Origin of the sequence: Vibrio zhugei (assembly GCF_003716875.1) — a bacterium.
Taxonomy (GTDB): Bacteria; Pseudomonadota; Gammaproteobacteria; order Enterobacterales; family Vibrionaceae; genus Vibrio; species Vibrio zhugei.
In genome coordinates, this window is the sequence record NZ_CP033078.1 from 521,158 (window position 1) to 543,729 (window position 22,572).

The following is a 22,572-nucleotide window of genomic DNA, read 5'->3' on the forward strand; positions in this document are numbered from 1 at the left end:
AGAAAAAATGACAGATATATTATCCCCTTTTGCTTATTTGTGCGGCCAACCGACAGCGAAAGCGAAGTTAAAAGCGAAACCTGAGCATTTTCGAGTCATAGAAAACTTAGGCTACGATCTTTCAGGCCAGGGTGAGCATTGGATGGTACGCATTCGCAAAACCGGTGAAAATACCAGTTTTGTCGCCAATGAACTGGCGAAAGCTTGTGGCGTGAAATCCAAAGATGTCAGTTGGGCAGGATTGAAAGATCGCCATGCCGTGACTGAGCAGTGGCTGAGTGTGCATCTTCCCGGTCATGTGGAACCGGATCTGACGGATTTTTTGCAAGCGCACGACACCATTGAGGTGCTAGAAACCACACGCCATCATAAAAAATTGCGCCCGGGTGATTTACAAGGCAATGCCTTTGAAGTGGTGCTCTCTGAAGTGACCGATGTCGAGGATGTGTTGGCTCGCTTGGCAACGGTAAAAGAGCAGGGGGTTCCCAATTACTTTGGTAGCCAACGCTTTGGTCGTGAGGGCAATAATTTACACGAAGCCCGTCGTTGGGGACGCGAAAACGTACGCACTCGGAATAGCAACAAGCGCAGTATGTATCTTTCGACCGCACGTTCTTGGATATTTAACCACATTGTCTCTCAGCGTATTGAGCAGGGGATTTTTGATCGTGTGATGGTTGGCGATGTGGTGCAAAGCAACGGCGAGTTGCGCTTAGTTGATGAGGCGATGGTCCCATCACTGCAGGCGGATGTGGATCAGCAACAAGCGATGATCACTGCTGCCATGGCGGGTGATAATGCGCTACCTACGCAAGGGCAAGTGTTAGACATTGAACAGTCTTGCCTTGATCAAGAAGACGACCTTATGGCCTTGATTCGCGGTAATCGGATGCGTCATGATCGTCGTGGGGTGTCTTTGCACGCGCAAAACTTTCACTGGAGTGTCGATAACGATATGATTACATTAAAATTCGAGTTGGATTCTGGTAGTTTTGCTACTGCAATCACTCGCGAGCTTATCGACGAAATCCCAGTAGAGCGTCAGTATGACTGAAAAAAAACTCAAGATATTACTCAGTAATGATGATGGCGTCCATGCAGAGGGCATTCGTGTTCTTGCTGAAGCGCTGCAAGACATTGCGACGATCACCATCGTCGCACCTGATCGCAATCGGTCGGGGGCATCTAACTCGCTCACTTTAGAACATCCCTTACGAGTTCATGAAATTGCTCCGCGCTGTTATTCCGTGCAAGGTACACCGACAGATTGTGTGCATTTTGCATTGAACGAACTGATGCAAGACTGCCGTCCTGACTTGGTTCTAACGGGCATTAACCATGGTGCCAATCTAGGGGACGATGTGCTGTACTCTGGGACTGTTGCCGCTGCGATGGAAGGGCATTTTCTGGGCGTGTCAGCGATGGCCTTTTCCCTCGTCGGAAAGCAGTGTTTTACTACAGCCGCACAGATTGCGAAGCAGTTAGTTTTACAGCATATTGCCAATCCGATCCCTGATAATCGCCTGTTGAATATCAATGTGCCAGATATTTTGTTAGAGCATATCAAGGGAATACAAACCACGCGTTTAGGGGCTCGTCATCATGCTGAAGCCATGATTCGTCAGCAAGATCCGCGTGGCCATGATATTTATTGGCTTGGTCCTCCCGGGCAAAAACAAGATGCGGGTCAAGGTACTGATTTTCATGCAACGGAATGTGGCTATGTGTCGGTGACGCCTTTACAGGTCGATTTGACCGCTCATGAAGCAATGAACTCTATAAATCAATGGTTGAAAGGGTAGGGATAATGGCGAACCCCAAAGCTGAAAAGTTAGTTCAGTTTTTGGCCGAGCAAGGCATTAATGATGAGCGTGTGTTGGCCGCGATGTACGCGTTGCCAAGGGATCAGTTTGTATCGCAAGCAATGATGCATCAAGCGTATGATAATAATGCACTGCCTATCGGACAGGGACAAACTATCTCTCAGCCCTATATTGTGGCAAAAATGACCCAGTTACTCGATCTCACGCCTCAGAGTCGTGTTCTTGAAATTGGCACGGGATCGGGGTATCAAACGGCGGTGTTATCCCAATTGGTCGAACATGTGTATTCGGTGGAGCGGATCAAATCGTTACAGTGGGATGCAAAGCGACGTCTGAAGAAACTCGACATCTATAACGTCTCAACGAAACACAGTGATGGCTGGGAAGGCTGGGCCAGTAAAGCGCCTTTTGATGCGATCATCGTGACCGCCGCTGCGGATAACATACCTCAGGCATTGATTGAACAATTAGCCGATCATGGCCGATTGATCATTCCTGTTGGCAGTGAGCAGCAGCAACTCTATAAAGTGGTTCGTCAAGGCGGCACTTACTTATCTCAACCGGTTGAAGAAGTCCGCTTCGTCCCTTTAGTCGCAGGTGAACTCGCATAATGAATCATTCCCAACTCAAATCTGCCGTGCTGATGACCACGTTATCTAGTGTTTTACTAGGATGTGCTCCCCATGCACCAGCACCGGTTTCTGGGTTGGGAAAAGATTATGACTCGATCAGCCGTGGCAGCTACCGTGGTAGTTACTACGTGGTCAAACCGGGTGATACGTTGTATTTTATCTCCTATGTTACTGATAAAAGCATCAAAGAAATAATTAGTTACAATAAATTGACGTCTCCTTACGTTATTCACCCTGGTGACAAACTCAATTTATGGAAGCCAAAATATGAAGCCCCTGCTTATGGTCATAAGTCTAGGTCTGGTGAGCAAAAAATAACCACACCTTCGGTTCCCTCCCCAAGCGGCGCTGTTTTTCCTCATGTCGCAAAAGCCACATCATCCTCTAAAAAGGCTAAAAATACCTCTAAAGGGGGTAGTAAAACCACCAAACGGGGGATTGATTCAACAAAAACAAAAGAGTATGTTGGTGGTGAACGTAAAGATAGTGTAAACGCGAGTTTGGATAATACGCATTTTAGTAACCAAAAAATTACGAAATGGTATTGGCCAACAAAAGGTCGAGTGGTGAGAAACTACTCTTCGGGGAACCAAGGTAATCGAGGTATCGATATTGCGGGTCAACGAGGACAATCCATCACTGCGGCAGCAGCAGGGGTTGTGGTTTATTCTGGAAATGCGTTACGAGGATACGGCAACCTTATCATTATCAAACATAATGATGATTACATTAGCGCTTACGCTCACAATGACAAGTTGTTAGTCAAGGAAGGACAAAATGTGAGAGGTGGGCAAAAGATCGCCACTATGGGCAGTTCAGGGGCATCCAGCGTTCGATTACATTTTGAAGTTCGTTATAAAGGTAAATCCGTTAATCCTAAACGTTATTTACCGTAATTATACTTTATAGATAGAGAATTCAGCATCATTGAAGTTGTGATGTTCGCTGAGCTCGCCATGGGGAGGCACTATGAGTATTAGTAACACTGCTACAAAAGTAGAAGAATTTGAATTCGACGCAACGCAATACGATGTGACAGATTCAAGTTCAACCAAAAAAACGGCCAATGCTCAAGATGACTTTGAAGTCTCATCAAAAAGTTTAGATGCGACTCAAATGTACTTAAGCGAAATTGGTTTCTCACCACTATTAACAGCAGAAGAAGAAGTGTTATATGCTCGACGTGCGTTACGTGGTTGCGATACTGCGCGCAAACGTATGATCGAAAGTAATTTACGCTTAGTTGTTAAAATCTCTCGTCGTTATGGCAACCGCGGTTTGGCGCTTCTTGATTTAATTGAAGAAGGCAACCTTGGTTTGATTCGTGCGGTCGAGAAATTCGACCCAGAACGTGGATTCCGTTTTTCCACCTACGCGACGTGGTGGATTCGCCAAACGATTGAGCGTGCGCTAATGAACCAAACACGAACCATTCGTTTACCGATTCATGTTGTTAAAGAATTGAATATTTATTTACGGACTGCACGTGAACTTTCACAACGTTTAGACCATGAACCTACCGCTGAAGAAATCGCTCAAGAGCTGGATAAGCCTGTTGAAGATGTCAGTAAAATGCTCCGTCTGAATGAGCGTATCAGTTCTGTGGATACACCGATTGGCGGTGATGGTGATAAAGCGTTGTTGGATATCATTCCTGATGGTCATCATTCTGATCCCGAAGTTTCGACCCAAGATAATGATATTAAAGCATCATTAGTCAACTGGTTAGATGAACTGAATCCAAAACAAAAAGAAGTGCTTGCTCGTCGTTTTGGATTGTTGGGTTACGAACCGTCAACGTTGGAAGAAGTTGGACGTGAAATCAGCCTGACTCGTGAACGTGTTCGTCAGATTCAAGTGGAAGGGCTACGGCGTCTGCGCGAAATCTTGGTCAAACAAGGGTTGAGCATGGAAGCACTCTTTAACGTTGAAGCTGAATTCTAGGTAAAGATCGCTCAGTTTAATAAAAAGGCACTCCATTGGAGTGCCTTTTTGATCTTGGCAGTAAAAAGCCAGTGAATTAAAGCATGCCTTTTAATTGATAGATCAATTCTAATGCCTGACGCGGCGAAAGATCGTTTGGATCCACATTGGCTAGGTGTTGCTCGACGTCACTCGGCTCGGGGATCAGGCTCAGCTGATTAGCGACATCCACTGAGTTTTGTGGTGAGGGAGCGGCCTGATGACCGATTTGTTCTAATTGAGCCAATTTCTGGCGGGCATTTTTAATCACGGTTTTCGGCACACCCGCCAGTCCTGCTACCGCGAGCCCGTAAGATTTGCTTGCTGCGCCTTCATTGACCGAGTGCATAAAGGCAATGGTCTCACCGTGCTCCACCGCGTCTAAATGCACATTGACCAAGTTTGGCAGCAGTTCTGGTAACTCTGTCAGTTCGAAGTAGTGGGTGGCAAATAACGTTAACGCACCAATTTTTTTCGCCAACCATTCTGCGCTGGCCCATGCCAGTGATAAACCATCATAGGTGCTGGTTCCACGACCAATTTCATCCATGAGTACTAAGCTTTGAGCGGTCGCGTTATGCAAAATATTGGCTGTTTCAGTCATTTCTACCATAAAGGTTGATCGACCAGAGGCGAGATCATCCGAGGCACCAATACGGGTAAAGATACGGTCGAGTAACCCAATAGTGGCTTGCTGAGCCGGAACAAATGAGCCGATATGTGCCATTAATGCAATGAGCGCGGTTTGTCGCATATAGGTTGATTTACCCCCCATGTTCGGTCCTGTAATGATCAACATTTGGCGTTGTGGATCGAGATCGATAGGGTTCGAAATGAAAGGATCTTGCATGACTTGCTCCACCACAGGGTGGCGACCGGCTTGAATGTGGATCCCTGTTTTATCGGTCAATTGCGGGCGGCAATAATCTAACGTTTCTGCCCGCTCAGCTAAGTTTTGTAAAATATCGAGCTGAGAGAGAGCCGATGCCAGATTTTGCAGAGTCTCTAAGTGAGGAAGTAGCTGATCAAACAATTGATCCCATAACTTCTTCTCGAGCGCCAGAGCTTGAGATTTGGAATTCAGCACTTTATCTTCATGTTCTTTTAGGACAGGAATGATATAGCGTTCTGCGTTTTTTAAGGTCTGGCGGCGAATATAGTGAGGCGGCACTAAGTGGCTTTGTCCACGGCTGACTTGAATATAAAAGCCATGGACGTTGTTATAGCCGACCTTGAGCGTATCAATGCCATGACGCTCACGCTCTTCACTTTCTAGTTGTTCTAAGTATTCGGTGGCACCGTTGGCCAGATCGCGGCACTGATCCAATTCTTGATTGTAGCCCGGCGCGATTACCCCCCCATCGCGAATCACTACGGGCGGATTATCAATAATGGCCGAGGTCAGTAATGCACATAACTCGGTTTGAGGGCGCGTGTATTGTGCGAGCTTATGTAAATAGGGATGTTGAAGGTCTTGAGTGATCTCACTTAATTCATCCAATTGTTGCAGTGCATTACGCAGGCGCGCCAAATCACGTGGCCGTGCAGAGCGCAGAGCTAAACGCGCTAAAATCCGTTCAATGTCGCCTATCGATTTAAGGACTGGCTGAATATCGCTGAATAAGCCAGTTTCTTTGAATTCCGCAATGGCATCCAAACGCTGATTCAAAGCCTCAATGTGGCGCATGGGTTGGTGAATCCAACGCTTTAACATCCGGCTTCCCATTGCAGTGGCGCAATGATCGAGGACCTCGGCTAACGTATTATCGACACCGCCTGATAAGTTTTGAGTCAGTTCGAGATTACGTCGTGTCGCGGCATCTAAGATAACCGACTGATCTTGTCGATCAAACGTTAATGAGCGAATGTGTGGCAGCGCTGTGCGTTGCGTGTCTTTGACGTACTGGATTAAACAGCCGGCCGCACATAAGCCGCGCTGTGCATTTTCCACCCCAAAACCGATCAAATCTTTGGTACCAAACTGCTGATTTAATTGCTGCTTCGCAGTATCAATCTCGAATTCCCAGATAGGGCGACGTCGGTTGCCTTGTCGGTGCTCCATCAAATGGACAGGGGTAAAATCTTCCGGGAAAAGCAGTTCTCGTGGGGCGGTGCGTTGTAATTCTGCCGCCATGGCTTCTTCCGACTCGGGTTCACACAATTGGAAGCGACCTGAGGTTAAATCCAGCGTAGAATACCCAAAACGACCATCTTGGTAATAGATGGCGGCAATGAGGTTATCGACGCGTTCTGAAAGCAACGCTTCATCCGTGACGGTTCCTGGAGTGACAATGCGCACCACTTGGCGTTCAACCGGACCTTTGCTGGTGGCTGGGTCACCAATTTGTTCACAAATCGCAACGGATTCGCCTTGCTGCACTAATTTGGCTAAGTAGTTTTCCACGGCGTGGAAAGGAACGCCGGCCATAGGAATAGGTTCACCTGCTGAGGCACCCCGTTTGGTTAGCGAGATATCAAGTAATTGAGACGCTCGTTTGGCATCATCGTAAAAGAGTTCGTAAAAGTCTCCCATACGGTAAAATAACAAAATATCTGGATTCTCAGCTTTGAGTTTCAGATATTGCTGCATCATCGGAGTGTGTTTTTGCTCAGCAGTCACGGTTTATTTCTTTTGTTTGAGAACATTGCGGCTTAGGATACGTGAATCACTTTGCTGCGAAAAGATGTAAAAGGGTTTTTGATGATGGAATCATTGGACATATTAAGTCAGACCGTTGGTAAACAGTTGCAAGACGCGGAGCAAATCTTAGTGACGGCTGAATCTTGCACCGGGGGCGCAGTGGCCGCGCTCATTACTGACGTCGCGGGAAGCTCACAATGGTTTGAGCGAGCCTTTGTGACTTATAGTAATGAAGCCAAGCAAACGATGATTGGCGTGCAAAAGGCGACTTTAGAGGCTTATGGCGCTGTGTCTGAACCGGTGGTACAGGAAATGGCGGCAGGCGCGTTAGTCGCTTCAAATGGCACGATTGCTGTGGCGATCAGTGGTATCGCTGGGCCTGGTGGGGGCACGGCGCAAAAACCAGTGGGTACGGTGTGCTTTGCATGGCAGGATACTTCGGGCTGGCAGTGTGTCAGTACTCAGCACTTTCAGGGCGATCGCCGCGAAGTGCGTGCACAAGCGGTTTGTTTCGCCTTACAAACCCTGAGTGATTACCTTGAAAAAAACAAAGAGTGACATGCGTCGAGTGAAATCAAAAAAATTGTGATACAGGGGTGGACACTGTATGAATCAACAGTATAATGATTTCCAACAAAGACAACTATTGTCGAATTAATATTGACGCATTCACCGATCACGCAATGAGTGACAGTCTGGAGAAAGTAATGGACGAAAATAAACAAAAAGCGCTGGCCGCAGCACTTGGCCAAATTGAAAAGCAATTCGGTAAAGGTTCTATCATGCGCTTAGGTGATAACCGCGCGATGGATGTTGAAACCATTTCTACCGGGTCGCTTTCTCTAGACATCGCGCTAGGTGCGGGTGGGCTACCAATGGGACGTATTGTGGAAGTTTACGGTCCTGAATCCTCGGGTAAAACAACATTAACTCTAGAACTGATTGCGGCCGCTCAGCGTGCCGGTAAGACCTGTGCCTTTATTGATGCCGAGCATGCGCTTGATCCTGTATACGCAGGTAAATTGGGTGTCAACATCGATGAGCTATTGGTATCGCAACCGGATACGGGTGAACAAGCACTAGAAATCTGTGATGCGTTGGCTCGTTCAGGCGCGGTCGATGTAATGGTTGTCGACTCTGTTGCTGCCTTAACTCCGAAAGCGGAAATCGAAGGTGAAATGGGCGATAGCCACATGGGCCTACAAGCTCGTATGTTGTCACAAGCGATGCGTAAACTGACCGGTAACCTGAAAGCCTCTAACTGTATGTGTATCTTCATCAACCAAATTCGTATGAAAATTGGTGTGATGTTTGGTAACCCAGAAACCACAACAGGTGGTAATGCTCTGAAATTCTATGCGTCTGTGCGTTTAGATATTCGTCGTACTGGTGCAATTAAAGATGGCGATGAAGTGGTGGGTAACGAAACTCGCATCAAAGTGGTGAAGAACAAAATTGCCGCGCCATTTAGAGAAGCTCATACACAAATCTTATACGGACAAGGCTTTAACCGCGAAGGTGAGTTGGTTGACCTTGGCGTGAAACATAAGCTCGTAGAAAAAGCGGGTGCATGGTACAGCTACAATGGCGATAAGATTGGTCAAGGTAAAGCGAACGCATGTAAGTATCTGCGTGAGCATCCAGAGGTTGGAACCACAATTGATACGACCTTGCGTGATATGCTACTTAATCCGGTAAAACCTGCGGAAGAAGCGGAGTTCGGTGCGGTACCAGAGCAAGAAGAAAAATAAGCGTATAATGAATCATTATCGTTAACGAAAGCCTCGCACATGCGGGGCTTTTGGCTATCTGGAGAAACGCGATGTATGCGAAGAAAAAACCGACATTATCGGTGAAAGAAGCGGCCATACAGTTGTTGAGTCGACGTGATCACGGCATTGCTGAGTTACAGCAAAAGCTGACACAAAAAGGCTATGAAGAAACTGAGGTACAGCAAGCGATCGCTTTTTGTCATGAATATCATTATTTAGACGATTTACGTTTTGCGAAAAGCCAAGTGCGTCAGCATGTTTTTAAAGGACATGGTAAGCGTCGCATTCAGCAAGAACTGAATGCCAAGCGAGTAGCAGAATCGATCATTGACGCGGCATTGGAAGAAGAGGCGCCGGATTGGTTTGAGTTGGCGAGAGAAACGGCGCTGAAAAAATTTAAAGGGAAGCCAGCGGCCGATAAAAAAGAGTACGCCAAACAAGTACGTTTTCTGCAATATCGCGGCTATTCTTTCGACCAAATACACTATGCACTCAGCGGTGATGATGAATAGTGGTGTGTTTTCGAAAATCCTCCCTGTGTACCCGATGCTTTGGCTGGGGAATCGGCGCGCCAATCTGAGCGAAGTGATAAGCAATGGATCCACCGAGAGGCGAGGGGGAATCATCATCAGGTATGGTTTTTTCTCGTCATCACAGGTGACGCTGGATTCCGTCTTCTCAAGACTTTTTCGAGAAGAAACTAGGCGAAGTCTTATCCATGCTTTACAATAGCGCAAAAATCTCACTTAAGAATTTCAGGAAGAGCTGCATGTACATGAGCACGGATGAGGTTCGCAATGCGTTCCTCTCATTCTTTGAAAAAAAAGGTCACCAGATCGTCGAAAGTTCCTCACTGGTACCTCATAACGATCCTACGTTGCTATTTACCAACGCAGGGATGAACCAATTTAAAGACTGTTTTCTAGGTCTAGAAAAGCGCGCCTACACGCGAGCGACCACCGCTCAGCGTTGTGTTCGAGCTGGTGGTAAGCACAACGATCTTGAAAATGTTGGCTTTACCGCTCGCCACCATACTTTCTTTGAAATGCTTGGTAACTTTAGTTTTGGTGATTATTTCAAGGAAGATGCGATTAAGTTTGCATGGGAATTTCTGACTGACGTTCTCAAATTGCCTGCTGAGCGCCTGTTAGTGACGGTATATCAAACCGATGATGAAGCGTTTGATATCTGGAATAAACAGATTGGTATTCCAGCGGATCGTATTGTTCGAATCGGTGATAAGGAAGGCGGTAAACCTTATGAGTCAGATAACTTCTGGCAAATGGGGGATACAGGTCCATGTGGTCCATGTTCAGAAATTTTCTATGATCATGGTGAACACATCTGGGGCGGCCGACCAGGCACACCGGAAGAAGATGGCGATCGTTTCATCGAAATCTGGAATAACGTTTTCATGCAGTTTAACCGTGAAGCTGATGGCACCATGCATCCTCTTCCTAAGCCATCGGTCGATACGGGCATGGGGATTGAGCGTATGTCTGCGATTATGCAGGGCGTTCATTCAAACTACGAAATTGATGTGTTCCAAAAGCTGATTAAATCCGCCGCTGAAGTGATCGGTCACGACGATTTGTCGAGCCAATCGCTACGTGTTGTTGCTGACCACATTCGTTCGTGTACCTATTTAATTGTTGATGGTGTGATGCCGTCCAATGAAGGCCGTGGCTACGTACTGCGCCGCATTATTCGTCGTGCGGTTCGTCATGGTAATAAACTGGGTGCGAAGGGAACCTTCTTCTATAAACTGGTTGCGCCTTTGGCTGAGATCATGGGCAGTGCGGGCGACGTGATCAAAGAGCAGCAGGACCTCGTTGAGAAGATCCTGCGTATTGAAGAAGAAAACTTCGGACGTACTCTTGAGCGTGGCATGACGATCCTTAATGAAGCGTTGGATAACGTGAAAGGCGAGATCCTTGACGGTGAAATGGTATTTAAACTGTACGACACTTACGGTTTCCCTGCGGATTTGACCAATGATGTTGCCCGTGAACGTGGATTTACCATTGATGAAGCCGGCTTTGAATCTGCGATGGCATCACAGCGTCAACGTGCGCGTGAAGCCGGTCAGTTTGAAAAAGATTACAATGATAAAATTGTGGCTGAAAGTGCCTCGGACTTCTGCGGTTACACGCAGGACGAAGGTCAAAGTACGGTGGTTGAGTTGTTTGTGGAAGGAACGTCAGTTGAGTCGTTATCTGCAGGCGATCAGGCGATTGTGGTACTCAAAGAAACCCCATTCTATTCAGAATCGGGTGGTCAATGTGGCGATACTGGCGTTTTAGAAACCTCAATGGGACGTTTTGTGGTTGAAGATACCCAGAAAGTCGGCCAAGCGATTGGTCACTACGGTGTCTTAGAGCAGGGCGTTCTGAGTCGCGATGACAGCGTCGTGGCGAAAGTTGATAAAGAGCGTCGTAACGCGAGTGCGTTAAACCACTCAGCCACTCACTTGTTGCATGAGTCATTACGTCGTTTACTTGGTACTCACGTACAGCAAAAAGGTTCTTTGGTTCGTCCTGAAGGATTGCGTTTTGACTTCTCTCACCTTGAAGCCGTTAGCGCACAAGAGTTAAAGCAAGTTGAGCGTATGGTTAACCAACAAATTCGCCGTAACCTTGCTATTGATACCAACATCATGAACATCGAAGATGCGAAAGCGCAAGGTGCCATGGCATTGTTTGGTGAGAAATACGACGATGAAGTTCGCGTGCTTAGCATGGAAGATTTCTCGACAGAATTATGTGGTGGTATCCACGCACGTCGCACCGGTGATATTGGTTTATTTAAAATCACTCACGAAGGTGGTGTAGCGGCTGGGGTTCGTCGTATTGAAGCAGTGACCGGTGAAGCCGCATTGAATTATCTTGATGAGCAAGCCAGCAAGCAAGCTCAGAAAGTCGATGATATGGCGAATAAAGCGAAGTCATTGGAAAAAGAAATTCATCACTTGAAAGAACAACTGGCTGCTCAAGCGGGTTCAAACTTAACCAGCCAAGTTAAGCAGATTTCAGGTGTGAACGTATTGGTCGCTCAACTCGACGGTGCCGATAGCAAAGCGCTACGCGGAATGGTTGACGAGTTGAAAAATCAGTTAAGCAGCGCAATTATTATGTTAGGCAACGTCGCTGATGGTAAAGTTGCGCTTATTGCTGGTGTGACAAAAGACTTAACAGGCAAAGTGAAAGCTGGCGAGTTGGTCAATATGGTTGCCCAACAAGTGGGTGGTAAAGGCGGTGGTCGCCCTGATATGGCGCAAGCTGGCGGAAGTGATGCTCAAGCATTGCCTGCTGCACTTGCATCCGTTGATGAGTGGCTTACTGAGCGCCTGTAAACAATAAGATAATGCAATACCTATGATTGGAGCTCCGTATTGGCGCTCCATATTGATTAGCCAAGTAGTATGACGGAGGAAAACTCAGTTCGCTGCTTGGTTTTATTTTTGTGACTTGCTTATCGGTATACAACGAGTTTATGAACCAGAAGTAAGCCTATAGGTTTTCCTCTGGGCAAGGTAGAGAACGGTGGAAAAGCCCCTTATTGTGCAAAAATTTGGCGGAACTTCTGTAGAATCTATAGAGTCTATTCAAAGGGTTGCCAAACATATCATTCAAGCAAAAGAGGCGGGATATCACGTCGTGGTTGTGGTATCTGCGATGGCAGGAGAGACCAATCGTTTACAACGTTTGGCGCATGACATTGATGCGGTGCCGTCAGCAAGAGAGTTGGATGTTTTGCTTTCTGCTGGGGAGCAAGTCTCAATGGCCTTAGTGGCAATGATGCTCAATAAATGGGGATATTCAGCCAGCTCATTAACCGGTGGGCAGGCGAATATTGTCACCGATGATCGCTATAACAATGCGACGATCCTCGATATCGGTGTTGAACGGATCATGGATTTACTGTCACAAGATCATATTGTGATCGTGGCAGGCTTTCAGGGTGTGAATAAACAAGGGGATATTACTACGCTTGGTAGAGGGGGATCCGATACCACCGCCGTGGCGTTAGCCGGAGCGCTTAATGCTCAGGAATGCCAGATCTATACAGATGTGGACGGTGTGTACACCTGTGATCCTCGAATTGTGTCTCAGGCCCAAAAGCTGAGTGTGGTCGATTTTCCCTCAATGAAGCTGATGGCTCAGTGCGGCGCGAAAGTGTTGCATTTACCGAGTGTATGCTATGCCGAAAAACACCGAGTTCCGCTAAGGGTGTTGTCAACGTTTCAACCTGGTAAAGGGACCTTGATTAAAGGCGACAAGCCTCGTGGTGAGATTTGTGGCCTTGCCATTCAAGAAGCCTTAACGTTGGTGACGTTTGCGCCTGACGTTTGTGACAGTGTGTTAGAACAATGCCAATTGTTGGGGATTGACGTCGGTAATGTGATCCGGGATACAAAATGGGCAGGAGTGGCGATAAAACAAGGTGCTTGTGCGAGGTTGATGCTGGTTTTCGGCGATAAAATCCGTAACACTAAACCTGTGAGTTTATTAACCATGGTTGGTTTAGAAGCCTCTCATTTTGTTCATGCAGCACATACCTGCTTAAGCAATGTAAATATTGAGATTTTGTACACTTTTACTGCGGCTGAAGCTCTGATGTTGTTACTGACGCCGTGTGATATCGAGACAGCAGCGAATGTATTACATGATGCTTTTGTCGTGTTCAGTGATTCTGCGGCTCAACAGGGCGTTTTAGACTGAATAAATTTACCTATTTATGACTTTTGATCGATAATAGTGTAGTTGCAAAAAAATGATAGAGATTACTCAAGGAGCAAAGAATGCTAATTTTAACTCGCCGTGTTGGCGAAACTCTTATGATTGGTGATGAAGTCACCGTAACGGTTTTGGGCGTAAAAGGTAACCAGGTACGTATTGGTGTTAATGCACCGAAAGAAGTGTCTGTGCATCGTGAAGAAATCTATATGCGCATTCAAGCGGAAAAAGGCAATAGTGACGTCGCGGCTGACGATTACTAAAGAACACATAAAAGGCTAGCAATTTTTTGTTAGCCTTTTTTAACACTTGGTTGATTTTCTCTATTTAAAGTGCAAATTCATAGCGCTTTGGTTAAATACCCAACGCTTAAGTGTTTTTTTGCAAAGTTTCCAAAGAAAGTGTTTGACATATTTTCGCTACACCTTAATATGTGCCCCCGCAAGACGGTGAGGTGGCCGAGTGGCCGAAGGCGCTCCCCTGCTAAGGGAGTATACGGTTTGTAGCCGTATCGAGGGTTCGAATCCCTCCCTCACCGCCATTCTTGCAACGCTTATTTTATTAAGCACACAGTGCGCCTGTAGCTCAGCTGGATAGAGTACCTGGCTACGAACCAGGCGGTCAGAGGTTCGAATCCTCTCAGGCGCACCATATTCTTATTTAGAGTATGAAAACAAAAAAGTGGTGAGGTGGCCGAGTGGCCGAAGGCGCTCCCCTGCTAAGGGAGTATACGGTTTGTAGCCGTATCGAGGGTTCGAATCCCTCCCTCACCGCCATTTTTGACCAGTCGGTCATTTTTTTGTTTTATAAGAATATTTTTGTGATATATTTCACATACAGTGCGCCTGTAGCTCAGCTGGATAGAGTACCTGGCTACGAACCAGGCGGTCAGAGGTTCGAATCCTCTCAGGCGCACCATTTTTAAGGGACCTTGGTTCCTGATACGGCTTAAGCGGTATCGAAGCACACAGTGCGCCTGTAGCTCAGCTGGATAGAGTACCTGGCTACGAACCAGGCGGTCAGAGGTTCGAATCCTCTCAGGCGCACCATTTTAAAGGGACTTTGGTTCCTGATACGGCTTAAGCGGTATCGAAGCACACAGTGCGCCTGTAGCTCAGCTGGATAGAGTACCTGGCTACGAACCAGGCGGTCAGAGGTTCGAATCCTCTCAGGCGCACCATTTTAAAGGGACTTTGGTTCCTGATACGGCTTAAGCGGTATCGAAGCACACAGTGCGCCTGTAGCTCAGCTGGATAGAGTACCTGGCTACGAACCAGGCGGTCAGAGGTTCGAATCCTCTCAGGCGCACCATTTTAAAGGGACCTTGGTTCCTGATACGGCTTAGGCGGTATCGAAGCACACAGTGCGCCTGTAGCTCAGCTGGATAGAGTACCTGGCTACGAACCAGGCGGTCAGAGGTTCGAATCCTCTCAGGCGCACCATCATTGAGAAACCTCGCTTTGGCGAGGTTTTTTTTCATCTGAGGAAAACTGACATCAGATAACATTTACTGATGATCTGCTCAGCGTCCAATCCTGTTATTGCTCTTTCACTCTCTGCAAACCCTTGCCTGTTAAGCTATTATCAATATGATGCGTGCATTATTGAGGGGCGGATGGGGAGTGGAGAGGCGTTTATCGTTGATGTCCCTGCCTACATGATGCTCCGAACACGGGCTTTGCTCTGTTTTTTCACACGGTTAGGTTGACTTAGGATAGTGAAAGTAAGATAGACTAATACCTCGGTTAATGTCGTTGGTTGCCCATTTATAGGTAGAAGATTCGTGGTGTTTTCGAACCTCGCATAGAGGGTAGCCGTCAAAGTAGGGATATGGGAAATGGAAAATAAACAGATATCTATCTCCAGTTTTGGAGGTCCAGAACAGCTAGTGATGCACTCTGCTGAGGTGCCGACACCGCAGGCAGGCGAAGTGCTTGTGAAAGTTGCATTTGCTAGTGTGAATCCCATTGATGTGAAAACTCGAGCTGGTTTGGGATGGGCGGCTGAGCAAAACAAAGATCATTTGCCATGGGTTCCTGGCTACGATATTTCCGGTAAAGTTGAGGCATTCGGTGAAGGTGCTCAGCGCTTTGTTAAAGGTGATAATGTGGCCGGGTTCATCGGTTTTCCTTTGAAAGGGGGAGGCTATAGCCAATATGTGTGTGTGCCGGAAAACGATTTAAGTTTAGTGCCTGATGCGATTACGCTAGAAGCGGCCGCCGCGCTTCCTCTGGCCGGTCAGACGGCCGCACAAGCACTGAACAAAGCGGAATTGCAAGAAGGTGAGCGAGTCTTAATTCTTGCTGGCGCTGGCGGCGTTGGTCACTTAGCCGTACAAATTGCTCTGGCAACCAAAGCCGAAGTCTACACCACGTGTAGTGAAGACAACTTGGATTATCTTGCGACGTTAGGGGCACATGCCATCAACTATAATTTTGAGCCCGCGTCACAGCGTTTGGACAATGTGGATGTGTTGATTGATCTGGTGGGCGGCGAAGTGGCGTTAGATGCGTTGAAGTGTTTAAGCGATAATGCGCGAGTGGTTACCGTTCCCACGATTTCGGCTGAGATGATTTGTGAAAAGGCTCAGATGCTCGGTTTTTCTGCGACCGGCATGCTAGTCGACCCTCAGCCCGAACAGCTTGATACGATGTTGTATATGGTCAGCGTTGGCTTATTGAAAGTTGAGATTTTTAAAACTTACCCGATGAGCGCGGCAGTTGATGCGCATAAACAAATAGAATCAGGTCATACTCGCGGTAAGATTTTACTTGATATGCAATCGTGATTAACTCAATATTTACTGAATTTTATCAGTATGTTATTGGTTATCCGTTACTGTTTTTATTTCTTAGCGCTTTTGTGAGTGCCACCTTGATACCCATGGGATCGGAAGCCGTTTTCTTAATGACGTTGAGCGAAACCTCGCTCTCCAGTTTGACGGTTATTACGGTTGCCAGCCTCGGTAATACTCTTGGTGGTGTCACAAACTATGTGCTGGGACGATATTTACCTATGGGCCGTCGCTTTCAGCATTCTGAGCGGCGCGCATTAGATAGGCTACAGCAATATGGAGCTTGGATATTGCTGCTAAGTTGGTTACCTGTCGTCGGAGATCCATTGTGTGTCGCCGCAGGGTGGGTGCGAATTTCTCCTTATTTGGCAATAATTATGATGTTGATTGGTAAAACGGCTCGCTATGTCACCTTGGCCGCCATATTCCATCAACTGGTTTAAAGGATTGAACATGAAACATTTCTGGCCACTGTTAGTGGTTGTGACTGCGCTGTCTGGTTGTGGTAACGCATACGATAAACAAGCGGACTCATTGCCCAAAGGCATTACTGAAATCGAGCACGTCGATGCCAAACCTGGCTCTTCCGTTATTCCGTATACCAAGTATCGTCTAGACAATGGTATGACGGTGATTTTAAGCCCTGATCACTCCGATCCTTTAGTGCATGTTGATGTGACTTATCATGTTGGCTCGGCTCGTGAGCAAGTTGGCAAATCTGGCTTTGCTCACTTCTTTGAACATATGATGTTTCAAGGCTCGGAACATGTCGGCGATCAGCAGCACTTTAGAATTGTCACGGAAGCTGGCGGAACACTGAATGGCAACACCACGCGCGATCGTACCAAATACTTTGAAACCCTGCCGTCGAATCAACTTGAAAAAGCGTTGTGGTTAGAATCCGACCGTATGGGATTTTTATTGCAAGCCGTGTCGCAGCGCAAGTTTGAAATCCAGCGCTCGACCGTGAAAAACGAGCGTGGCCAAAACTTTGACAATCGACCGTATGGCTTAATTTGGGAAAAAATAGATCAAGCATTGTTCCCAGTTGGTCATCCGTATTCTTGGCCTGTCATCGGTTATGTACAGGATCTTGATAAAGTGAATGTCGATGATCTTAAAGCCTTCTTTCAGCGTTGGTATGGTCCCAATAACGCTGTGTTGACGATTGGTGGCGATTTAGATGTTGAACAAACGTTGGCTTGGGTACAAAAGTACTTTGGATCGATTCCTAAAGGGCCAAGTGTCAGTGATGCGCCTAAGCAGCCAGCGACATTGGAGACTGATCGTTTCATTACCTTACCAGATAATATTCAACAACCGATGCTGGTCATGAGTTGGCCAACCAGCTTTAAAGGCGCGAACGATCAGGTAGCACAAGAAGTGTTAGCCAGCGCGATTGGCAATGGCAACAATAGCTTGTTGTATAAGCGTTTAATCAAAACGCAAAAAGCGGTCGATACTGGCGCGTTCTTACGTTGTGATGAGTTAGCATGCACCTTTAATATTTATGCGATGGCGCCGTCGGGTAAAAATGCCAACCTGACACCGTTATATAAAGACATCATGGATGTGTTAAAAACCTTCAAGCAGCAAGGTATTTCAACGCGTAAGCTCGAGGAAATCACCAATAGCTCAGAAGCCTCGGCGATTTTTGATTTGCAAAGCGTGTCGGGAAAAGTAACACAACTGGCCAATAGCGAAACTTTCTATAACAACCCAGCTTATTTACAAGCTGAGCTGCAGCAGCTTCGCGCGTTAAAGAAAGATGATGTGATGGCGGTCTTTGATCATTATATCCATGGTCATGCCAAAGTTGCGCTCAGTGTTGTACCTCATGGGCAACCTCAACTTGCCGCACGTAAAGCCAATTACACCCCGCCGCCACGTCAATTGCCTGACTACAGCAAAGAGAAAGCGAAACACGTCGAGCCAGTTGCCATCTCAGATAATTTCGACCGGTCGGTCATGCCGCCAGTGACCCATGGTGTTTATGCCCACTTACCAAGTAGCTACCACTGGAAAACCGCCAATGGGATGACCGTCCGTGGCATTGAACAAACGGAAACGCCGACGGTCGTGATGGAGTTTCGGGTTCCCGCGGGGGAGCGCGGCGTCGCGCAAGGGAAAGAAGGGTTGGCAGGGCTGACGGCTCAGCTGCTGCTGGAAGGCAGTAAGACGCTTAGCTCTGAGGATCTGGAATCGAAATTGGATCAGCTCGGTTCCAGCATTAATATTGATACGGGAATGTATTCCACTAGTATCGTTGTTCGCTCATTGCGGAAAAACGTCTCACAGACGTTAGCCTTGATGCAGGATGTGTTGTGGCATCCTAAATTTGATCCTAAGGATTTTGAGCGCTTACGTAAAAATAGTTTGCAGTCAGCGGTGTATAGTCAGCAGTCCTCCAGTTGGATGAATGCACAAGCTGTGCGTCACGTGCTCTTTCATGGTACACGCTTTGCCAATGATCCCTCGGGTAGCAAAGCAAGCTTATCTTCGTTAACACTCGATGATGTGAAGCAGTTTTATCACCAATACTATACTCCGCAAGGCACTAAGATCGCGGTCGTTGGGGATATGACGCAAGAGCAAGTTCGTCACGAGTTAGCAAGCTTCTCTGATTGGCAAGGGAAAGCCGCCCCAAGTTGGCCGACTGTGACACTACCAAAGCTGCCAAGTCAATCGCATATCTACTTAGTGGATAAACCGAATGCGCCGCAAACGACGGTAAGTTTTGTGCGTTTAGGTCCGACCTATAGTGCCACGGGAGAAATGTATAAAGCCCGTTTAGCCAACTTTAACTTAGCGGGCAACTTTAATAGCCGCATTAACCTGAATTTACGTGAAGATAAAGGCTATACCTATGGTGCTTTTGGCTATATTTCTGCGAATAAAGATTTTGGTAAATGGGTATTTAGCGCTCAAGTGAAAGCGCCATCAACGGCCGATTCGATTATGGAGATCCATAAAGAAATGGCGGAATACAGTCAATCTGGCCCCACGCAGCGTGATCTGAACTTTATGCGTTTGGCCGTTGGACAGAAGAAGGCGCTCTCTTATGAAACGCCGCAGCAAAAAGCCCAATTGCTTGGTCACATGATGAGTTATAAACTGGATGCCAATTACTTGGATGAACAGCAACACATTGTAAAAACCATCAGTCGTGCTGCGTTAACCAAATTGGCACACAAATGGTTTGACCCGAACGATTATCAGATCGTCGTGGTCGGTGATGCCAAAACGCTAAAGCCACAGCTACAAAAAACAGGATTATCAGTAGAACCGCTTGAAATCATCCGTTAGAGTAGCCATATAATCTAGGGCTGAGAGTGGCTCCCCATCGCATGGGGAGCCGTTTGCTATCATTGGAACAATACAACAATAAGCGAATGCTATTTTGACTAAATTTTCCGAGCGACTTCAACGAGTTGCAAAAAAAACTGACACATTTAAGCAGTTTGGCCGTGGCGTCGAACGCGAAACATTACGTTACTCTGCGCAAGGTAGTATTGCTTTAACGCCTCATCCTGACTCCTTGGGAAAAGCGCTGACCAATGATCTAGTTACGACAGATTTTGCTGAGTCATTGATGGAGTTTATTACTCCCGTCTCCCAAGATGTGCATACATTATTAAATCAATTAGAAGACATACATCATTTTGCTCAGAAGAACATTGGCGATGAGAAATTATGGCCGTTGTCGATGCCGTGTTTCGTGAATGAAGAAAGCGATATAAAAATTGCCCAGTTTGGCGAATCGAATTCTGGCAAAATGAAAACGTTATATCGTGCGGGTTTAAAGAACCGCTACGGCAGTTTGATGCAAATCATCTCAGGGGTGCATTTTAACTTTTCGTTCCCTGATGGTTTTTGGGATGCCTTATTTGGCGAGCAGTCCGAGCAAGCGCGCCAAGAGTCTCAATCTAATGCGTATTTTTCTGTGATTCGTAATTATTACCGTTTTGGTTGGTTAATCCCTTACTTCTTCGGCGCCTCACCCGCACTCTGTTCTTCTTTTATTCAGGGGCGTAAAACGGATTTACCATTTGAAAATATTGGCAAAACTCTGTATTTGCCTTACGCAACGTCACTGCGCTTGAGTGATTTAGGGTATACCAGCAATGAGCAGAGTTCTCTAAAGATCAGTTTTAATAGCCTTGATGAGTACCTTGAAGGTTTGAATCGCGCTATTCGCACACCCTCACAGCGTTTTGCTGATATGGGCGTGAAAGAAAATGGCGAGTACCGACAGCTCAATAGTAATATTCTACAAATTGAGAACGAGCTGTATGCGCCGATCCGACCTAAACGTGTGGCGAAGCGTGGAGAAAAACCCTCAGAAGCCCTTCGCCGCGGCGTAGAATACATCGAAGTCCGGTCATTGGACGTCAATCCATTTAGCCCGATCGGGATTACCGAGCAACAAGTGCGCTTCTTGGACATGTTTGTTACTTGGACAGCGTTAACTGACTCGGAAGAAATGAATGAGTGCGAATTAGAATGTTGGCGCGATAACTGGCGTAAAGTGGTTGTGGAAGGCCGTAAGCCAGGGTTAGAGCTGCAAATTGGCTGTCACGGTGAGAAACTGACATTACAAGCTTGGGCGAAGCGTGTCTTTACTGAGTTACGTGAGATTGCGATAGTCATGGATGAGGCGCATGGTGGCCATGACTATCAAGACGTTTGCGATGAGTTAGAACGTTGGATTGATGACCCTGAATTGACGCTTTCTGCGCAAGTTCTGCAGCAAACCAAACAAGCGGGTGGCATGGGCAAAATGGGCGCTCAGCTAGGCGAAGCGTATCGTGATAAAAATTTAACGCATCATTACCAGTATTATTCGGAAGAAGACATGCAGCAAGAGGTGACGGATTCGCGTATACAAGCTCAAGCCATGGAAGCGTCTGATGACGTCAGCTTTGATGAGTTTTTGAGTCAGTATTTTAGCTATCTGCAGTAAATGATGAGCGGCGTGATGAGAATCCTCATGATCTTGGTTGTGCTCATGATGGCGGGGTGCGCGACAGCTCCCCCTCAGAATCAGTCTAACTTATGTGATATATTCCGTGAGAAGCCTGATTGGTATGAAGCCGCGCTTGATATGAAAAAAGAATGGGGGGTTCCCATTCAAATCGCGATGGCCTTTGTCAAACAAGAAAGTTCTTTTCGAGATGATGCAAGGCCACCAAAAGATTATATACTAGGGTTTATTCCTTGGGGCCGCATAAGCAGTGCCTATGGCTATGCACAAGCTCAAGATCCAGCATGGGACGATTATCAAAGCGCGACCGACAATGGCGGCTCTCGCAATGATTTTGATGATTCACTCATGTTTATTGGTTGGTATATCAGTGAAACGCACCGACTATTAGGGGTGTCGAAGTGGGATACCTACCATCAATATTTAGCTTATCATGAAGGGCGAGGGGGATTTAAACGTCGCTCTTATCGCTATAAACCAAGCCTGATTCGTGTAGCGAGAAAGGTGGAAAGACAAGCTAAAAATTATGGATGGCAACTGAAGAAGTGCCGCAAGGAACTTGATGATAATTTGAGTTGGTTTTTTTAAACCAACAATTGAAGGAGAAAGTAATTATGCCGTTATTAGACAGCTTTACCGTCGATCACACGCGTATGCATGCCCCAGCCGTTCGTGTTGCTAAGAACATGCAAACGCCTAAAGGTGATGACATTACGGTGTTTGACTTACGTTTTACCGTACCCAATGAAGCGCTCCTTTCTGAAAAAGGGATTCATACACTAGAGCACCTATTTGCTGGCTTTATGCGTGCACACCTTAATGGTGATGATGTTGAAATCATTGATATTTCTCCAATGGGATGTCGTACTGGTTTTTACATGAGCTTGATTGGCACCCCAGGCGAACAGCAAGTGGCGGATGCATGGTTAGCGGCAATGAACGATGTGTTGAAAGTGGCGGATCAAAACCAAATTCCTGAGTTGAATGAATATCAATGTGGTACGGCGAAGATGCACTCGCTTGATGAAGCGAAGCAAATTGCACAAGCCGTCATTACCAGTGGTATTCAAGTCAATAAAAATGATGATCTCGCACTGCCAGACGCAATGCTGCAAGAACTGAAAGTTGACTAAGTCAGTCATTACTCATTAATGTAGAATGAAAAAAGCCCTCGACATGGTCGAGGGCTTTTTTATTGGCAATGAATGGCTAAGATTTATCGATTACG

The 22,572-nt window shown here is 46.6% G+C and carries 18 protein-coding genes and 8 tRNA genes; 25 read left to right on the plus strand and 1 reads right to left on the minus strand.

Annotated features, from left to right (window positions below):
- The first annotated feature begins 7 nt into the window (after positions 1-7).
- The 5 genes from truD to rpoS all read left to right on the plus strand — a co-directional run bounded on the left by truD (position 8) and on the right by rpoS (position 4,399).
- Positions 8-1,054: a tRNA pseudouridine(13) synthase TruD gene (gene truD / locus EAE30_RS07575; RefSeq protein WP_123015383.1), complete on the plus strand. Its 1,047-nt coding sequence runs from the start codon at positions 8-10 to the stop codon at positions 1,052-1,054.
- Positions 1,047-1,802, plus strand: coding sequence for a 5'/3'-nucleotidase SurE (gene surE / locus EAE30_RS07580; RefSeq protein ID WP_123015384.1), 756 nt, complete (start codon positions 1,047-1,049; stop codon positions 1,800-1,802). The genes truD and surE overlap by 8 nt, the downstream gene beginning before the upstream one ends.
- Positions 1,803-1,807: 5 nt before the next feature.
- Complete coding sequence (locus EAE30_RS07585) at positions 1,808-2,434, plus strand: protein-L-isoaspartate(D-aspartate) O-methyltransferase (protein WP_123015385.1); 627 nt, start codon at positions 1,808-1,810, stop codon at positions 2,432-2,434.
- Positions 2,434-3,351 carry a peptidoglycan DD-metalloendopeptidase family protein gene (locus EAE30_RS07590; RefSeq protein ID WP_123015386.1) on the plus strand — a complete coding sequence of 306 codons (918 nt, stop codon included), beginning with the start codon at positions 2,434-2,436 and terminating at the stop codon, positions 3,349-3,351. The genes EAE30_RS07585 and EAE30_RS07590 overlap by 1 nt, the downstream gene beginning before the upstream one ends.
- A 73-nt stretch (positions 3,352-3,424) precedes the next feature.
- Positions 3,425-4,399, plus strand: a complete 975-nt coding sequence (gene rpoS / locus EAE30_RS07595) for an RNA polymerase sigma factor RpoS (RefSeq protein WP_123015387.1) — start codon at positions 3,425-3,427, stop codon at positions 4,397-4,399.
- A gap of 76 nt (positions 4,400-4,475) precedes the next feature.
- Here rpoS and mutS read toward each other — a convergent pair whose 3' ends face one another.
- A complete protein-coding gene (gene mutS / locus EAE30_RS07600; protein ID WP_123015388.1) occupies positions 4,476-7,037 on the minus strand; it encodes a DNA mismatch repair protein MutS in 2,562 nt (853 codons plus the stop codon).
- Positions 7,038-7,121: 84 nt separating this feature from the next.
- Here mutS and pncC point away from each other — a divergent pair, with 84 nt between their 5' ends.
- From pncC to luxS, 20 genes are all read left to right on the plus strand, one after another.
- Positions 7,122-7,616: a nicotinamide-nucleotide amidase gene (gene pncC, locus EAE30_RS07605; RefSeq protein ID WP_123017294.1), complete on the plus strand. Its 495-nt coding sequence runs from the start codon at positions 7,122-7,124 to the stop codon at positions 7,614-7,616.
- Between the two features lie 149 nt (positions 7,617-7,765).
- Positions 7,766-8,809: a recombinase RecA gene (gene recA, locus EAE30_RS07610; protein ID WP_123017295.1), complete on the plus strand. Its 1,044-nt coding sequence runs from the start codon at positions 7,766-7,768 to the stop codon at positions 8,807-8,809.
- A 71-nt stretch (positions 8,810-8,880) separates the two neighbouring features.
- Positions 8,881-9,342, plus strand: coding sequence for a recombination regulator RecX (gene recX / locus EAE30_RS07615; RefSeq protein ID WP_123015389.1), 462 nt, complete (start codon positions 8,881-8,883; stop codon positions 9,340-9,342).
- A 257-nt stretch (positions 9,343-9,599) separates the two neighbouring features.
- Positions 9,600-12,182 (plus strand): alanine--tRNA ligase, encoded by a 2,583-nt coding sequence (gene alaS, locus EAE30_RS07620; RefSeq protein WP_123015390.1) that lies wholly within the window; start codon positions 9,600-9,602, stop codon positions 12,180-12,182.
- A gap of 190 nt (positions 12,183-12,372) precedes the next feature.
- On the plus strand, positions 12,373-13,551 hold the full coding sequence (locus EAE30_RS07625) for an aspartate kinase (RefSeq protein ID WP_123015391.1): 1,179 nt from the start codon (positions 12,373-12,375) through the stop codon (positions 13,549-13,551).
- Between the two features lie 80 nt (positions 13,552-13,631).
- On the plus strand, positions 13,632-13,829 hold the full coding sequence (gene csrA / locus EAE30_RS07630) for a carbon storage regulator CsrA (protein WP_123015392.1): 198 nt from the start codon (positions 13,632-13,634) through the stop codon (positions 13,827-13,829).
- A 185-nt stretch (positions 13,830-14,014) separates the two neighbouring features.
- Positions 14,015-14,107: transfer RNA gene (locus tag EAE30_RS07635), tRNA-Ser, on the plus strand.
- A 33-nt stretch (positions 14,108-14,140) separates the two neighbouring features.
- A tRNA-Arg gene (locus tag EAE30_RS07640) sits at positions 14,141-14,217 on the plus strand.
- 32 nt (positions 14,218-14,249) lie between these two features.
- Positions 14,250-14,342, plus strand: a tRNA-Ser gene (locus tag EAE30_RS07645).
- A gap of 65 nt (positions 14,343-14,407) precedes the next feature.
- Positions 14,408-14,484 (plus strand) — tRNA-Arg (locus EAE30_RS07650).
- Positions 14,485-14,538: 54 nt separating this feature from the next.
- Positions 14,539-14,615: transfer RNA gene (locus EAE30_RS07655), tRNA-Arg, on the plus strand.
- Positions 14,616-14,669: 54 nt separating this feature from the next.
- Positions 14,670-14,746: transfer RNA gene (locus EAE30_RS07660), tRNA-Arg, on the plus strand.
- Positions 14,747-14,800: 54 nt separating this feature from the next.
- Positions 14,801-14,877, plus strand: a tRNA-Arg gene (locus EAE30_RS07665).
- Positions 14,878-14,931: 54 nt separating this feature from the next.
- A tRNA-Arg gene (locus EAE30_RS07670) sits at positions 14,932-15,008 on the plus strand.
- A 395-nt stretch (positions 15,009-15,403) separates the two neighbouring features.
- Positions 15,404-16,354 carry an NADP-dependent oxidoreductase gene (locus tag EAE30_RS07675; RefSeq protein WP_123015393.1) on the plus strand — a complete coding sequence of 317 codons (951 nt, stop codon included), beginning with the start codon at positions 15,404-15,406 and terminating at the stop codon, positions 16,352-16,354.
- Positions 16,351-16,803, plus strand: coding sequence for a YqaA family protein (locus tag EAE30_RS07680; RefSeq protein WP_241967742.1), 453 nt, complete (start codon positions 16,351-16,353; stop codon positions 16,801-16,803). The genes EAE30_RS07675 and EAE30_RS07680 overlap by 4 nt, the downstream gene beginning before the upstream one ends.
- A gap of 10 nt (positions 16,804-16,813) precedes the next feature.
- A complete protein-coding gene (locus tag EAE30_RS07685) occupies positions 16,814-19,666 on the plus strand; it encodes a M16 family metallopeptidase (protein WP_123015394.1) in 2,853 nt (950 codons plus the stop codon).
- A 94-nt stretch (positions 19,667-19,760) separates the two neighbouring features.
- Complete coding sequence (gene gshA, locus EAE30_RS07690) at positions 19,761-21,323, plus strand: glutamate--cysteine ligase (RefSeq protein ID WP_123015395.1); 1,563 nt, start codon at positions 19,761-19,763, stop codon at positions 21,321-21,323.
- A 15-nt stretch (positions 21,324-21,338) separates the two neighbouring features.
- Positions 21,339-21,932, plus strand: a complete 594-nt coding sequence (locus EAE30_RS07695) for a transglycosylase SLT domain-containing protein (protein ID WP_123017297.1) — start codon at positions 21,339-21,341, stop codon at positions 21,930-21,932.
- A 26-nt stretch (positions 21,933-21,958) separates the two neighbouring features.
- Entirely contained in the window at positions 21,959-22,477 is a 519-nt protein-coding gene (gene luxS, locus EAE30_RS07700; protein ID WP_123015396.1) for an S-ribosylhomocysteine lyase, read from the plus strand.
- The last annotated feature ends 95 nt before the right edge of the window (positions 22,478-22,572 follow it).